Origin of the sequence: Lentilactobacillus sp., assembly GCF_040773105.1 — a bacterium.
Classification (GTDB): Bacteria; Bacillota; Bacilli; order Lactobacillales; family Lactobacillaceae; genus Lentilactobacillus; species Lentilactobacillus parabuchneri.
The window spans coordinates 1-14,152 of the sequence record NZ_JAXGWW010000042.1 but is presented as its reverse complement, the minus strand read 5'-3'; the positions used below and the strand labels follow the sequence as shown (position 1 = coordinate 14,152).

Below are 14,152 nucleotides of genomic sequence, written 5' to 3'. Positions count from 1 at the left end.
CAAAAACAGCTTTTTAAAAACACAACGCAACATTTCTACATATAACAGTCAAAAGCAAGTCAAGCTGACGATTCCCAAGGGAACGGTCGTCCAAGTTGCCGGCATCAAGCACGCCCATGGTAATAAATACGTTGATCTCCATCTCGGCCGATTGAGCTACAGCCTGCGCAAGCCGCTTCTTTCAACGAAGAAACCAACCGCTTATTCATATTGGATTCGCGCCAAGGGCTACAATTTTAAACAGGTTCATAAACCAGCTTACCTCGGTTATTTCGCTGCTCAATCGGACGGTAAACAATCACAGGGCAAAACCAGAACGGAAACCGGAAATCTGTGGAAAGGCACCCGCCTGCCAGTGGATTACACCACAGCCACCGCACCAAGGCTTCAAGTGACGACAAACGGTTACTTGGAATACTACAGCAATTCCCCATTTGTCTACAAAGTGTCACCCAAGCCCACGGCGAGCCTCAAAGTTCAAAGTACCAGCCAACCACTGGCCAGCGGCAAGACCATCTTGACGTTCAAATCACGCATCAAGCAACTGCCATTTACCAAAAAATCCCGGGGCAACTATCAACTCACCATCACCAATGCGGAAGTCGGAACCGTGACGGTTGTTCCCAACTCAACCAACGTCAAAAAAATCCTGACAAATTGGATTTTTAAGGTTGGTAAACAAGAATGGTACGAAAATAACAGCGTGACAACATTTAAATAAGGGGGACCAGCACATGACTTCAAAATTAAAATTTTGCCTGAGCTTTGTGGTTGCCGCGGTTTCGTTAATCGGCTTTGCTTCTCCCACACATGCCAGCAGCTACTTGTCCAATTTTTCCAAAAATCAATACCTCAGCACCAAGCAGACGATCAACACCACGCTCAGTGGTCATAAAAGCGTTAAAATTACGATTCCAAAGGGAACGGTTTTTAAGTCCGGCAGCTTAGGCAAGACCAGCAAATCCCACACACCATACATTTCTGTTGACGTCAATGAGCTGAGTTGGCCGGTTCGAAAAGCCGTTATTAAGTCGACATATAACGTCACCACTACCAGCGCCATTTCAGCAAGTAAGGCCAAATTCAAGAAGGTTCACGCGCCAACCTATCAAACCTACTACAAGCAGCCCTATACCGGCGAAATCGGCGGACTTGTCTGGCAAGGGGACAAAGCCTTCCCACTCAAGCAACAGTTCAAAATTGAAAACTGTTTTCGCGTAACCGATGATGGCTACCTGGAATATTTTACCGGCTATGATTACTGGGTCCACAAAATGCCCCAACCGCGCTCCTATGCGAAAGTGCAGAAGTTTGTCCAGAAGGGCAAGGCTTCTTACCTCTACACCAAGACAAAGGTCAGCGGACTAACAATGGCCCACGTTCACAAAAAGGGGAATAATCGCTACCGTCTAAAAGTTAGAAAGACGACTCAACACTTGGCCACGATTAATCCTGGTCAAAACAAGAATTACGATGACAGCGTGCGAATTTCGATTCGCTACTACGTTGGCGGCAAGAAATTCTACGTTCCCAGCCAGACGATTTATCCATAATATAGCTACCCAATCATAATCGAGGATGTTTAGAATCGAAATGGGGTAATACGATGAATTTAGTCAGCTTGAAATATCCACCAATCAAAAAATATTGGTTACTCCTCCTAGGTGTCGTGACGATCATCTCCCTCACCGCCTGTGCGCCTAAAACAAGTTCCAAAAGGGATTCGCTAACAGTGTACGATAGTGGAAACTCCAAGATTTTATATACGACTAACAAGAATAAAATCTCACTCGTCAGCAATTTGACCAGCAAAAGCGATACAAATGCGGCCAAGATCGTGATGCCACAAAAGCCGGAAGTCAAATACCGCTATGTCCTCCATCAAAAAGCACACGACGTAAACATCAACTTGTACGTATACAGCAACACGCGCAACATCAAGATGACCAATATTCCAATTCTGAAAACTGTTTATTATCGCCTATCTCCTGGTGATTATCAGAAAATGAGTTCGCCGGAGAGTTATTTGAAATAAACAAAAGTATCATCACTCCTCAAAAGCACCGCAACTCAAATCAGTTGCGGTGCTTTTGTCGTTAAATGGCTTTTGTATCCAACTCTACCGGACAATGATCCGACCCGAATATATCGGTCAAAATCTTTGAGTCAGTAATTTTGTCCGCCAATCTCTCACTGGTCACAAAGTAATCAATCCGCCACCCTGCGTTGCGATCGCGGGAATGGAATCGATAGCTCCACCAAGAGTAAATATCGGTTTGATCCGGATAAAAGTGCCGGAAAGTGTCCATGAATCCTGCTTGTAAGAACTTCGTGAACGACTGACGTTCTTCGTCAGTAAAGCCAGCGTTATGGTGATTGGACTGCGGGTTCTTCAAATCAATTTCCTTGTGGGCCACGTTCAGATCCCCGCACAAAATGACCGGCTTGTCTGCGTCTAATTTGCTCAAATAGGCTTGAAAAGCGGTGTCCCATCCCATTCGAAAGTCCAGTCGTTTCAAGCCCGCGCCAGAGTTGGGGACGTAACTGGTTACTAAATAAAAATCAGGATATTCAAGTGTAATCGCCCGTCCCTCATGGTCGAATTCTTCGCTTTGAATGCCATACATGACGTTCAAAGGCTCGTGCTTAGTGAAAATTGCGGTCCCAGAATATCCCTTCCGCTCTGCGTAACTGAAGTATTGATGATAGCCCGGCAATTCAAGTTCCAGCTGGCCTTCCTGCATTTTAGTCTCTTGAATACAGAAAGAATCAGCATCTAATTGATTAAACGTCTCAGCAAAATCATGCTTCACAACTGCCCGGAGTCCATTAACGTTCCAGGAAATGAATTTCATGTGATCCCGTCCTTTTTGGTTTGTTGGGTTAATTATAACGTAAAACGGTTTGTCCGATATATCCGAAGACCTTCAAGAAAGGCACCCACATCACCGTTAAGCGCTTTGTCAAGCATAACTTAACCACCCGTTACCAATTAAGCAATGGCACGTACATCACTGCCAATAAGAAATTGGTCATTCAAGGAAACTACTAATTTACAAGTTTAAAACAAGTCCCGGCCACTCGCCGGGGCTTATTTTTTTGCAGACAATCTTTGTTTTCACCCAAGATAAGGGTTAAAATACATTTACAACCCCGAAAAGAGGATATTCGAAATGAAAACAGCCGTAATTACCGACAGTGCCAGTTATCTTGATCCTGAAGTCGCTGCTAAATATAACATTACCGTTTTACCGATTACCGTCATCTTTGGCAACGAACAATTCCGTGACGGCGTTGATATTACCTCACAGGAATTCTTGAAAAAATTAGCCGAGAATGAAAAACTGCCAACCACCGCCCAAGTCACGATGGGCCAGATGCAGGAAGCCTTTGATCAGTTAAGTGCCAAGGGTTACGATGAAGCCATTTGTGTCAATTTGTCATCCGGGATTACGACCTTCTATGAAAACCTGGTCGCTTACTCCCGTAATGTCACCAATATCAAGGTCTACCCGTTCGATTCAAAAATCGCCAGTGCCGGTGAAGCCGATCTTTGCTTATTAGCCGGTCAAATGGCGCTGAATGGTGCCAACGCCGACACGATCATCCCCAAGCTCGAGCAACTCAGAGACACCATTAACGTTTCGTTAGTCGTTGACAGCTTGGATCATCTAAAACGAACCGGCCGGATTTCCAATACTTCCGCATTTTTCGGCAACATGTTAAAGATTAAGCCAATCCTGACATTTGATGAGGAAGGCAAGATCGTTCCTGAAGCCAAGGAGCGCACAATGAAACAGGCGCTTCAACACATCGTCGACGAGATCGCCAAAGCTGATTTTGATTTACCAATGCGCATCTCCGTCGTTGACGCCAATAACCCAGTTCTCAGCAAATCGTGGGTCGAAGCGTTTCATGAACACTTCCCAGAAGCCAAGATTAGCACCTACCCAATCAGCCCAGCGATTACCGTTCATACCGGTGAAAAAGCAATGGGCGTGGTCTGGGACATCGATTGGGAAACTTTAAGCAAGTAACTTGAAACAAAGTGAGTGAATTGCCACTCGCTTTTTTATTGCCGTGAAATTAGTGTGATCGACTGTTTCCACAGTTTTCGAAAATAAGCACCACCACGCATTATCAGATCCAATTTTCTGCAATTATTGACATCAACTAATCAGAAAGAGATGACACCATGAAAAACACCGAAAAAATCAGCACCCAAACGCTTCTTGCCTTGTTAGCAGCCGCCCTGCTATCCTTCACCGGGATTTTGACCGAAACCTCAATGAACGTGACCTTTCCCGAACTGACCAAAGTGTTCAACGTCACTTTGGACACCGTCCAGTGGATCACGACCGGCTACCTGTTAATGGTGACCATTATCATGGCAACCACTGCCTACTTACTTAAGAAATTCAAATCACAAACTATTAATCTACTGGCGGCGATTGCCTTTGTGGTCGGCGACGTCATGTGCGCGACAGCACCCACTTTTACGATTTTAATGAGTGGACGCTTGATTCAAGCGATTGCCACTGGGCTGTCAACGCCACTGATGTTCCACATTATCTTTAATAAAATTCCGGCTGGGCGAATTGGTTCCATGACCGGATTAGCTGGGATGGTCATCTCCTTGGCACCAGCCCTTGGACCGACCTATGGTGGCACAATTTCGTCGACAATGTCTTGGCGGATGATCTTCTGGTTAATCCTGCCGATTATTGTGATCAGCTGGTACTTAGGCTCCCGCTACATACGTATTGATCCGGTTGGAACCGGTGGCTTTGACGTTATCAGTCTGATCTTCTTAGCAGCCACCCTGTTCTCCTTCGTCTTCGGCGTCAGCAAGGCCGGCAAATATTCACTACTGAGTGGCCAAGTTGTGATCCCATTTATCATCGGCCTTATCAGTCTGGCTGTCTTCATCTACTCTGACACCCACGGCAAAACACAGCTGTTGGATATCCGGATTTTGAAATGGCTGTCGACTTCGCTGTCGGCATTCACCTATTTCGCCCTTCAATTCGTCAACATTGGCGTGTCATTTCTGATCCCCGTCTATTGCCAATATGTTTTGCACAGCTCACCCTTCATCGCAGGCTTAGTGCTGCTGCCAGGATCGCTGGTCGGTGCAGCTATTTCCCCATATGCCGGCCACCTCGCCGACAGCAAGGGGTACGCATTTCCGATCATTCTGGGCCTTAGCTCGATGACCTTGGGCGGCTTTTTATTCTTCGGCATCCAAGCCGTCTTGACCGCCTGGATCGTCCTATTGATTTACACATTCCTCCGCTTTGGTTTCAACATGGGCTTTTCAAACACCATTTCCAACGCGATGTTAAACGTGCCGCGGAAGTACACGGCGGACGTTAACTCACTATTCAGCATGCTGCAACAATTTGCCGGATCCATTGGCGTTGGGATCATGGCTGCAGTGATGGCCATCAGCCAAAATAACGGGACTGGCAGTCTGGCCGCCCGTTCATTTGTGGGTGGTCGCTACGACTTTTTGCTGGCAACGTTACTGAGTGCGACAGCGTTGATTGCGGCGATTATGAACTTCAGGCTGCAGAAACGCACGAAACTCAATATCGAAGAATCGGATTAGATTTAACTTATTTAAGCGTCCCTGCAGCCAATTTGCGGAGGCGCTTTTTGTTACTTTGAGTTCCAAAATCGATGTCTCAATGCGGAGTTTCATTATGGGACATTTCAAGTCGCTTTGATTGAAATTCCCCCAAAATCCGGCTACACTGTCTTTGATTATCACAAAAGATTGTGCACAAGGTAATCATCACGCTGACTGTCACCCAGGATTATAAGGGGGATTTAACTTATGGTAAAGATTGGAATCAACGGTTTTGGTAGAATTGGTCGCTTAATTTTACGTCGCATTTTAGAAATTAACGACCCTGATTTAGAAGTAGTTGCCATTAATGATTTGACCAGTCCTTCAATGCTGGCTTATCTATTCAAATACGACTCAACTCACGGCACGCTGCCTTACGAAATTTCATCAACTGATGATTCATTAGTAGTAGACGGCAAAAATTACCGTGTTTATGCAGAAAAAGATGCAAGTAACATCCCATGGGTTAAAGAAAACGGTGTCGATTTAGTCCTCGAATGTACCGGCTTTTACACCTCAAAGGAAAAGTCCCAAGCCCATTTGGACGCCGGCGTTAAGAAAGTCTTGATCTCGGCTCCAGCTGGTCCGATGAAGACCATTGTGTTTAACGTTAACGACGACACCTTGGATTCAGACGACCAAATCATTTCCGCTGGCTCCTGCACGACCAATGCACTGGCCCCAATGGCTTACTTCCTGAACAAGGAATTTGGCCTCGAAGTTGGGACAATGACTGCCATTCACGCATTTACCAGCTCACAAATGATTCTTGACGGCCCTAAAGGTAAGAAATTCCGTCCAAACCGAACTGCCTCTGCCAACACCATTCCTCATTCAACTGGTGCTGCCAAAGCAATCGGCTTGGTTATTCCAGAACTTGAAGGTCACCTTCAAGGCCACGCACAACGGGTGGCTGTTGTTGACGGATCTGTTTGTGAATTGGTTTCCGTCCTTAAGACAAAGGTAACCGCCGATCAGGTTAATGACGCCATCAAGCCGCATACCAAAGACAACCCGGCATTTGGCTGGAATGAAGATGAAATTGTGTCTTCAGATATCATCGGCGATACTCACGGGGCAGTCTATGACCCAACCCTTACCGAAGTAACTTCAAATGGTGACTTCCAAGTTGTTAAGACCGCAACCTGGTTCGATAACGAATATGGTTTTGTTTCCAACATGGTTCGTACAGCTAAGAAGTTTGCAGAAGTTTCCGGCTTAAACTAAATTAACATCAAAAAAATTGTCATCATGATCGGATTCGATCAATGATGACAATTTTTTTGACGCTTATTTTTTAGATTCATCCGCTCGCGTTAAACTCACCGTCAAGAAATTATCTTTATTAGTGTCGTAGCAAGCCAGGATGCCGTTGACCACGTCACCTGTTTTGATATGCATGACGGTTGAACGGTTATATGTGTTAATCCAATTACCAAGGGCTTCCATCCCGAACTCAAAACCCTCGAACACCCGCATGTACTCTAACGATTGAGGCTTTGGCGTCTCAATCGTAATTTTTTGAACACGCTGGTCTTCAATTTCCATCGTCAACTTGATTACATCTGTGTTGAATAAGACTTGCGAGCCATCTTCAACGCTTCTAGGTAACTTATAATCGGGAAGTTGAATGTTTTCGTTGTATACCCGTGAAACGTACTCGTAGGTCCCCAAGTCCTTCGTGCCTAACTCCTGTACCAAATATATTTCCCCCTACAATGCAATGAGTGACTTAACTGTTCTTACTATGATTATATATTGGTTCAGAATTTTGTGTATTGAATTAGCTTAAAAAAGTTCTTTAAATTTGACAAATTGAAAAATATTCAAAATTAAGTCCCGCTGAAAACGTATTTAGTCATCGATTTTTCGCTACATCATTTTTAGAATCACGCTTCACGTCAACCTGACTCGCCTCAATAAAATAGCCCTCTTCGAGTTTCCTCGAAGAAGGCGTCAAATGGTAACTAATCATACATATCGCTTAATTTTTTCTGTACGTCAGGATGGTTAATGAACTCATCGTAAGTTGTATCGGCCTTGTCGATAATGCCGTTGTTCGATACTTCGATGATGTGGTTGGCAATCGTCTGGATGAACTCATGATCATGGGAAGTGAAGATAATCGATCCGGGGAAGCCAACCAAAGCTTCGTTCAAAGCCGTGATCGATTCCAAATCTAGATGATTGGTTGGATCATCCAACAGTAAGGTATTTCCCTTCTGCAGCATCATCTTTGAGAGGACACACCGAACTTTTTCGCCCCCGGATAGCACTTTGACTTCTTTATTGACGTCATCGCCAGAGAATAACATTCTGCCAAGAAAACCGCGGAGAAAGGCATCGTCGTCACTGCCCTTTTCGGCAAATTGTCTCAGCCAATCGATAATCCGTAGATCGTTGTTGTTAAATTCCGAGGCAAAATCCTTCATCAATGAGGACATCTCTACTGTTTGTCCCCACTTAATTTCACCGGAATCCGGTTCCAAGACACCGGCTAAAATCTGCATTAAAGTGGTCGTTGCCAAGTCATTTCGACTGACCAAAGCGGTCTTGTCACCAGGACGCAACGTAAAAGTAACGTTATCTAAAATTTTAACACCATCAATTGATTTTGATAGGTTGTCAACGCGCAATAAGTCGTTTCCCAGCGGCCGGTTTTCTTCAAACTTGATAAACGGATACTTCCGTGAAGAAGGCTTAATGTCATCCAGTGAAATTTTTTCCAACTGCTTCTTTCGAGAGGTCGCCTGTTTTGATTTGGACGCATTTGCACTAAATCGGGCAACGAATGCTTGGAGTTCCTTGATTTTGTCTTCCTTCTTAGCGTTGGAATCAGCCCGCATCTTAGCAGCCAATTGACTGGATTGCAGCCAAAAGTCGTAGTTTCCAACGTACATCCGGATCTCACCAAAGTCGACGTCACACATCATCGTACAAGTCTGGTTCAAGAAATGGCGGTCATGAGACACGATAATCGTAATCTTTGGATAGTCGGCTAAGAAGTTTTCCAGCCATTCAATCGAATAAACATCCAGTCCGTTAGTCGGCTCATCTAAAAGTAAGATGTCGGGTTCACCAAATAAGGCCCGTGCCAACAGGACTTTAACTTTCTGGCCTTCCGTTAATTCACTCATCAACTGTTGGTGCAGTTCTTCTGGGATTTCCAGCGACTGCAACAACTGTGAAGCGTCTGCTTCGGCGTTCCAGCCGTCCATTTCAGCAAATTCGGCCTCCAAGTTGGCGGCCTTAATCCCATCTTCATCGGAAAAGTCAGCCTTGGCGTAAAGGGCATCCTTTTCTTCCATGACGTCAGCCAAGTGCTTGTAGCCCTGGATGACGGTCTGCATAACCGTCTGCTCTTCGAAGCCATAATGGTCCTGACTTAGGCTGGAAATTCGTTCATTCTTATCAACGTGAATTTCGCCAGTCGTTGGTGCCAAGTCCCCTCGTAATAATTTAAGGAAAGTTGACTTGCCGGCACCGTTTGCGCCAATAACGCCATAACAGTTACCTGGCGTGAACTTTAAATTCACGTCTTCATAAAGTTTTTTACCTGAGAGTTGAAGTCCCATGTTTTGAATTGTAATCATTAATCAATACCTCATATGATAGAGTGTGACGGGCAGTATGAGTTGCCTCGAAACACGTTTCAGCTATATAACGTCAAAATCAAAAACAATGGTCAGGGCAACAATCGTCCTGACCAATACACGTCCTACAAATATATCATATTAACCAACGATAAACAACTAGACCTCGCCGAGATTGTTGAAGTATTCAACTTGGATATCGTCATCGGTAATAATCAGCTTGGTAACACTTCCGTTTTGCGTTGCAACGCCAAGGTCTAACTTTGGTGCGTAACGGTCAACGATGGAACGAATGGTCATTCCGTGTGACACAATTAAGATATCTTCACCATCGTGGGTATTCTCGCGAATCTTATCGAAGCCATGATCCAACCGTTCCCAAAACATGGCGTTATTTTCGGCATTGTTGTACAAATCGGCACGATGAATTAAGTCTCGCGCCCGCTCCAAACCAAAGTTGGTCAACACTTCTTTTTCGGTTGTTTCTTGAACTTGAGCGCCGACAAACTGCCACATTTGGTTTAAGTCGTTACCCTCAAAATAACCGTGAAACTGTTCTCGTAATTCGGGATATTGATAACTTACAATGTTCATGTTATGCGGATTAGCCCGTAAAATCAGCTTTCCGGTGTCAATTGCCCGACCAGAGTCACTTGTAAACGACGCCGCAAAATTAATCTTGGAAAGTCGTTTACCGGCACTCTTAGCATCTTGAATCCCCTTTTCAGTTAACGGGGAATCAATCCATCCCTGAACTTTGTTATACATATTCAAGTATGTTTGCCCATGTCGAACCAAGTAAGCCGTAACCTTTGTCACAAAATCATCCCATTTCTCAAAAATTTGTTTTACATACCTTTAGTATAGCTGATCGGGTATGATTTGACATTAAAAGTCTCTTTGATTATAAGATGCGTCCATTACACCCAAGTAGCTTTTACAAATCATTTCTTGTTATACTTATGTTAGGAGCTGAACTTTAGACATAAAGCGAGGTATATATGGACTACTTATTAAACTTTTCACCCTGGCAGCAGGCCCTATTCGCGACTCTTTTCACTTGGGGCGTCACTGCCCTGGGATCCGCACTGGTATTTGCCTTCAAAACCATCCGCAGCCATGCACTGGCTTTGATGTACGGGTTCGCTGCCGGCGTGATGATTGCCGCGTCGTTTTGGTCACTGCTGGATCCGGCGATTAATTTGGCTGAACAACAGGACCGCATCCCTTGGCTGGTCGTGGGTATCGGCTTCGTGGGTGGCGGCTTTTTCCTATATCTGGCCGACAAAATTATTCCCAGTATTTATTTGAAACATGCAAAAACCGAGGGCGGTTCCCGAGCAGCCGTCAAACGGGCGATCCTGTTGGTCTTCTCGATTACATTGCACAATATTCCTGAAGGATTGGCGGTCGGTGTTGCGTTTGGGGCCATCGGAGCCGCACCAAATGGTGAACAGGCGGCAATGCTACTGGCGGCCACCACGGTTGCGATCGGCATTGGCCTGCAAAACTTTCCAGAAGGGGCAGCCGTCTCGATCCCCTTGCGTCAAGGTGGCATGAGTCGATTTCGGTCATTTATGTACGGCCAGGCGAGTGGTGCCGTTGAGCCAATTGCCGGTGTTTTAGGCGCACTGTTGGTCGCTTCGGTTAACTCTCTGTTACCCTATGCGCTCTCATTTGCGGCCGGTGCGATGATCTACGTTGCATGTAAGGAACTCATCCCGGAAGCCCACGCCCGAACCAAGGAAGAGTCTCACTGGGCAATCTTTGGGATTATGGCAGGGTTCACGTTGATGATGGTGCTGGATGTGGCACTGGGTTAAAATGATCATAAGAAAAGTAGGATGCCAGATTTGCTTCCAATGAGGCTTATCTTGATTTATTCCATATAGTTATCGCACCAGCTGTAACTGCCAGATGATCAGCATGACAAACATAGGAAACAGTACCGTCGAAAATTGGGTAATTACTTATTAGTCCTATTAAAGTAATCTAAAATTTTCTTATTAATTCGGCTTCCTGGTCGAAATAGTCAAATCAGCCCAAACGTGAATGCAAGGCCAAGGCACTACTCCAATAATGAAAGAATAGTGTTTACAGAAACACTAAAAAAACAGTACAAGAAAAATATCAAATGACCAACAACTGCCACGATCAGCAGTTGCTTTATAAGTGCTAAACTGTTTGAAAATGTGATTTGTGGATTCCCTGAATTTCAATAGGATTAATTCTCCTCGCGTATGAATTTGTTTCCAGTTTCCAATCATTATTCAAGTGGAACATTTTAGATTTTATATATCAATTCAGGCGTTTGGTTGATCAGGGTCAAGCCATCAATCTAATCCAACTTAGAAATATCGACAAGTTGCTGTTGCCATATGGAAAACCAATATGTTATGAATCTTAAATAGAACCACATGCCTCATTTCAAGACGGTTTTACCATGCTTGTCTTGGATTGTGTATATGTTTGTATCCATAGCTTTACTTAGCCCTAAGATCATGCCGTCAAGCCATGGTGCAGATGCCCAGAATAATCGTTTTGAATATCCTCGTTACGTTCTTCACTTTCGTGCTCTTCTTTAGATTTCCATTCTTATTACATAACATCAAACGAACATGTTGCCACAAAATATTGAATTGAGGTTAAATTGTAGGACATAGCAATTGAATGTTAGGTATCAGCAACGATCGATTCGGAATTAGTGAATCCGATGTCGCTTAGAGCATAAGGATGCTATGCCAAATGATCATACGTTGGTATCGCAATGTGGAAAATTAGAATGGAATGAACTTCAAACAATGAAATATGGCTTATCCCCACCCCACTGAATGAATCTTTCATAGGAATTGTATAAATATTTGCCTTCAAGGCAGAACTTGCCTCATTGCTATGAACCGGCTTTGTCTGTAGTGCCGTTCTTGGGTGACCAAGTAGTGCAATTGTCATTCCAACTGTATTTTTAGACGAAATGGAGAGCAGAAGTATGCACGTAAACATGACTGCGAGAGCGCTAATGAAACCTCTCCTGAGATTATATATAATAAATGTTTTTTTTGAACTTTTCATAATTAAATCCCCATTCTTAATACTTTAAACCTACCAAATTCGGTCATAGCACTCTGAAAAATTATTGCAACAGCCTTCCTCGATGCATAACGACATGTTGAATTTAAACAAATAATTTCTTTCCATAATATGCAATTTATCAGTGAATTCCAAAAAAATAAATAAAAAAACTTAGTTGATGAAAATGATAGAATTTCATCGACCAAGTCTTATTTTGTTACATATTAATGATGTGGATACTGATGCCCAATCTCATACACCATTTCAGGTTCTTGGCTGATCCGGGTATTTCGGTTCAACCCATCGACCAGTTTCATCTCATCCGCACTCAGCTCAAAGTCATAGATATCGGCGTTCTGCTTAATCCATTCTACCGACTTGAAAGCGAATCACCTCGTTAAAATTCTCTTTCGTTCAAGTAGGGAAGTATTAGGTAGCATCAAAAGTATCGATACGTAGCTGTAGCCGTATGGAATATCAAGAGAGTATGAACTTCAAACAGCACTACATGTTTCATTCCAAACCGGTTATATCCATATTTATCTTGAATTGTGTAGATATTTGCATCCATTGCCGTGCTTAGTCCGGGATCATGAATTGGATTACAATTAATAGCATAACTGGGATGCCCAGATAAAAATATTGTCATCCTAACCGTATTTTCCGGCGAAATAGATAAAAGAATCATAGAAGTTAAGACAGTCAGAACGATTATTGAAGTAATCATTTTTATTCTCTTTCTCAGTTGTTTAAAACTTAAACTCATCATTTAGATCCCCATTCTTATGACTCGATACTTACTAATCATAGCACTAGTTCTCGCCTTCACCAAAGGTTTAAACAATGCATTCCTATCGTGAGAGGTATAATAAACCATGTGCTTTGTTACTTTTGAAATTGTGACAGTGTGAAACCACGAGTTATGCTTCTCACTAGTTCGTCCAAAAAATTGAACAACATCTCCGACTCTCACATGAGCCATGACTCTTCTTAAAGAGTGTGTAACGAAGTGTGGGCGCTTCTTAACATGAGCAAAATAATGCCAAAATCCACCAACAGTCGTCCAACTTGTTGAATACGCCTTATGCTTTATTAGCTGGCCCTTTTTCCGATAAACACCAGCATACCATTTTTTAGGATTCCGGCACCGATATCCATGAACAATATGATAAGTTTCCTTGCCGCGTGAGGTCTTTTTATATCTCCCAATATGAGCAAGTTGAGAACTCCAATTGGTACAATCCCCGCCGCCTGCATAATGGAAATCTGGATACTGAGCGCTGTAATATTTGTAATAAGCTTTCATATACCCAACTTCACGGCGCTGCCCCTTATCAAGTCTTTGTCTTCTCTTCCAAGTCGTCTTATAAGGTCTTGCTTTTGTACGACTTTCGGGATTAAATCGGCCGGGTTGCGTTACCTTAGTCGATCTAACTAATTTAGTCTGATTATGTTCATTTGGCCTAGCTACCCCGCTTTTTGGGGATGTGGAAATATTTGGCTCAGATGACTGTCCTGATTTGTCATTCAATTGTTCAACCGGGCTCTGACTACCCTGCTTCGTTATATTTGTGGTGGAGCTGGTAGTTGTATTAGAAGGCTTGGAGGAAGGCAAATTAGGATTATTGATATTTGTGGCAACTGTTGCTGACGTGTTACCATTTTCACTGTTAGCACCAGCAGTTGCTCCACCAGTAAAAATTCCGCCGCTTCCATTGTTGTTGACGCCACCCCCACCGGTGTTTCCACCAGGAATGTAGCCCCCGCCGCCACTATTGTTATTATTGTTATCGTCATTACCGTTGTCATTGTCGTTGTTGTCATCATTGGTTTGATTCTGGCTGTTAGTGACATTGTT

Annotated in this window: 13 protein-coding genes and 1 pseudogene; 8 read left to right on the top strand and 6 right to left on the bottom strand. The window is 43.8% G+C overall.

Annotated elements, in window-relative coordinates:
• The 3 genes from AB3112_RS03790 to AB3112_RS03780 form a co-directional block, all read left to right on the top strand.
• Positions 1-721: hypothetical protein (locus AB3112_RS03790; protein WP_367333974.1), on the top strand; the 721-nt coding region annotated here is incomplete at its 5' end.
• 13 nt (positions 722-734) lie between these two features.
• Positions 735-1,553: a hypothetical protein gene (locus tag AB3112_RS03785; protein WP_084998308.1), complete on the top strand. Its 819-nt coding sequence runs from the start codon at positions 735-737 to the stop codon at positions 1,551-1,553.
• Positions 1,554-1,606: 53 nt separating this feature from the next.
• Positions 1,607-2,035 carry a hypothetical protein gene (locus AB3112_RS03780; protein WP_084974209.1) on the top strand — a complete coding sequence of 143 codons (429 nt, stop codon included), beginning with the start codon at positions 1,607-1,609 and terminating at the stop codon, positions 2,033-2,035.
• A gap of 61 nt (positions 2,036-2,096) precedes the next feature.
• Here the strand turns inward: AB3112_RS03780 and AB3112_RS03775 are convergent, their stop codons facing one another.
• Entirely contained in the window at positions 2,097-2,855 is a 759-nt protein-coding gene (locus tag AB3112_RS03775; RefSeq protein ID WP_367333973.1) for an exodeoxyribonuclease III, read from the bottom strand.
• Between the two features lie 56 nt (positions 2,856-2,911).
• Here AB3112_RS03775 and AB3112_RS03770 point away from each other — a divergent pair, with 56 nt between their 5' ends.
• The 4 genes from AB3112_RS03770 (at position 2,912) to gap (ending at position 6,859) form a co-directional block, all read left to right on the top strand.
• Entirely contained in the window at positions 2,912-3,052 is a 141-nt protein-coding gene (locus AB3112_RS03770) for a DUF5776 domain-containing protein (RefSeq protein WP_265171085.1), read from the top strand.
• A gap of 121 nt (positions 3,053-3,173) precedes the next feature.
• Complete coding sequence (locus AB3112_RS03765) at positions 3,174-4,037, top strand: DegV family protein (protein WP_084974206.1); 864 nt, start codon at positions 3,174-3,176, stop codon at positions 4,035-4,037.
• 158 nt (positions 4,038-4,195) lie between these two features.
• The gene (locus tag AB3112_RS03760; protein WP_367333972.1) at positions 4,196-5,611 is read left to right on the top strand and encodes an MFS transporter; all 1,416 of its coding nucleotides are present in this window, start codon (positions 4,196-4,198) and stop codon (positions 5,609-5,611) included.
• A gap of 228 nt (positions 5,612-5,839) precedes the next feature.
• Positions 5,840-6,859 (top strand): type I glyceraldehyde-3-phosphate dehydrogenase, encoded by a 1,020-nt coding sequence (gene gap / locus AB3112_RS03755; protein ID WP_057910727.1) that lies wholly within the window; start codon positions 5,840-5,842, stop codon positions 6,857-6,859.
• Between the two features lie 63 nt (positions 6,860-6,922).
• On the opposite strand, the gene AB3112_RS03750 is transcribed toward gap, so the two are convergent.
• The 3 genes from AB3112_RS03750 to AB3112_RS03740 all read right to left on the bottom strand — a co-directional run bounded on the left by AB3112_RS03750 (position 6,923) and on the right by AB3112_RS03740 (position 10,044).
• Positions 6,923-7,333 carry a hypothetical protein gene (locus tag AB3112_RS03750; protein ID WP_084974201.1) on the bottom strand — a complete coding sequence of 137 codons (411 nt, stop codon included), beginning with the start codon at positions 7,331-7,333 and terminating at the stop codon, positions 6,923-6,925.
• Between the two features lie 266 nt (positions 7,334-7,599).
• On the bottom strand, positions 7,600-9,225 hold the full coding sequence (locus AB3112_RS03745; RefSeq protein ID WP_084974199.1) for an ABC-F family ATP-binding cassette domain-containing protein: 1,626 nt from the start codon (positions 9,223-9,225) through the stop codon (positions 7,600-7,602).
• Between the two features lie 159 nt (positions 9,226-9,384).
• A complete protein-coding gene (locus tag AB3112_RS03740) occupies positions 9,385-10,044 on the bottom strand; it encodes a histidine phosphatase family protein (protein WP_057910730.1) in 660 nt (219 codons plus the stop codon).
• A gap of 182 nt (positions 10,045-10,226) precedes the next feature.
• Here AB3112_RS03740 and AB3112_RS03735 point away from each other — a divergent pair, with 182 nt between their 5' ends.
• Positions 10,227-11,048 carry a ZIP family metal transporter gene (locus tag AB3112_RS03735; RefSeq protein ID WP_057910731.1) on the top strand — a complete coding sequence of 274 codons (822 nt, stop codon included), beginning with the start codon at positions 10,227-10,229 and terminating at the stop codon, positions 11,046-11,048.
• Between the two features lie 1,470 nt (positions 11,049-12,518).
• Here AB3112_RS03735 and AB3112_RS03730 read toward each other — a convergent pair.
• A pseudogene (locus AB3112_RS03730) lies at positions 12,519-12,680 on the bottom strand (aldo/keto reductase); the annotation flags it as partial.
• Positions 12,681-13,063: 383 nt separating this feature from the next.
• A partial coding sequence (locus AB3112_RS03725) for an amidase domain-containing protein (RefSeq protein WP_367333971.1) occupies positions 13,064-14,152 on the bottom strand: 1,089 nt, incomplete at its 5' end.

What these genes read in the sequence shown, in the direction of transcription:
- AB3112_RS03785 (WP_084998308.1), top strand. Translation starts at nt 735, where the DNA reads ATGACTTCAAAATTAAAATTTTGCCTGAGCTTTGTGGTTGCCGCGGTT.
- AB3112_RS03780 (WP_084974209.1), top strand. Translation starts at nt 1,607, where the DNA reads ATGAATTTAGTCAGCTTGAAATATCCACCAATCAAAAAATATTGGTTA.
- AB3112_RS03775 (WP_367333973.1), bottom strand. Translation starts at nt 2,855, where the DNA reads ATGAAATTCATTTCCTGGAACGTTAATGGACTCCGGGCAGTTGTGAAG.
- AB3112_RS03765 (WP_084974206.1), top strand. Translation starts at nt 3,174, where the DNA reads ATGAAAACAGCCGTAATTACCGACAGTGCCAGTTATCTTGATCCTGAA.
- AB3112_RS03760 (WP_367333972.1), top strand. Translation starts at nt 4,196, where the DNA reads ATGAAAAACACCGAAAAAATCAGCACCCAAACGCTTCTTGCCTTGTTA.
- gap (WP_057910727.1), top strand. Translation starts at nt 5,840, where the DNA reads ATGGTAAAGATTGGAATCAACGGTTTTGGTAGAATTGGTCGCTTAATT.
- AB3112_RS03745 (WP_084974199.1), bottom strand. Translation starts at nt 9,225, where the DNA reads ATGATTACAATTCAAAACATGGGACTTCAACTCTCAGGTAAAAAACTT.
- AB3112_RS03735 (WP_057910731.1), top strand. Translation starts at nt 10,227, where the DNA reads ATGGACTACTTATTAAACTTTTCACCCTGGCAGCAGGCCCTATTCGCG.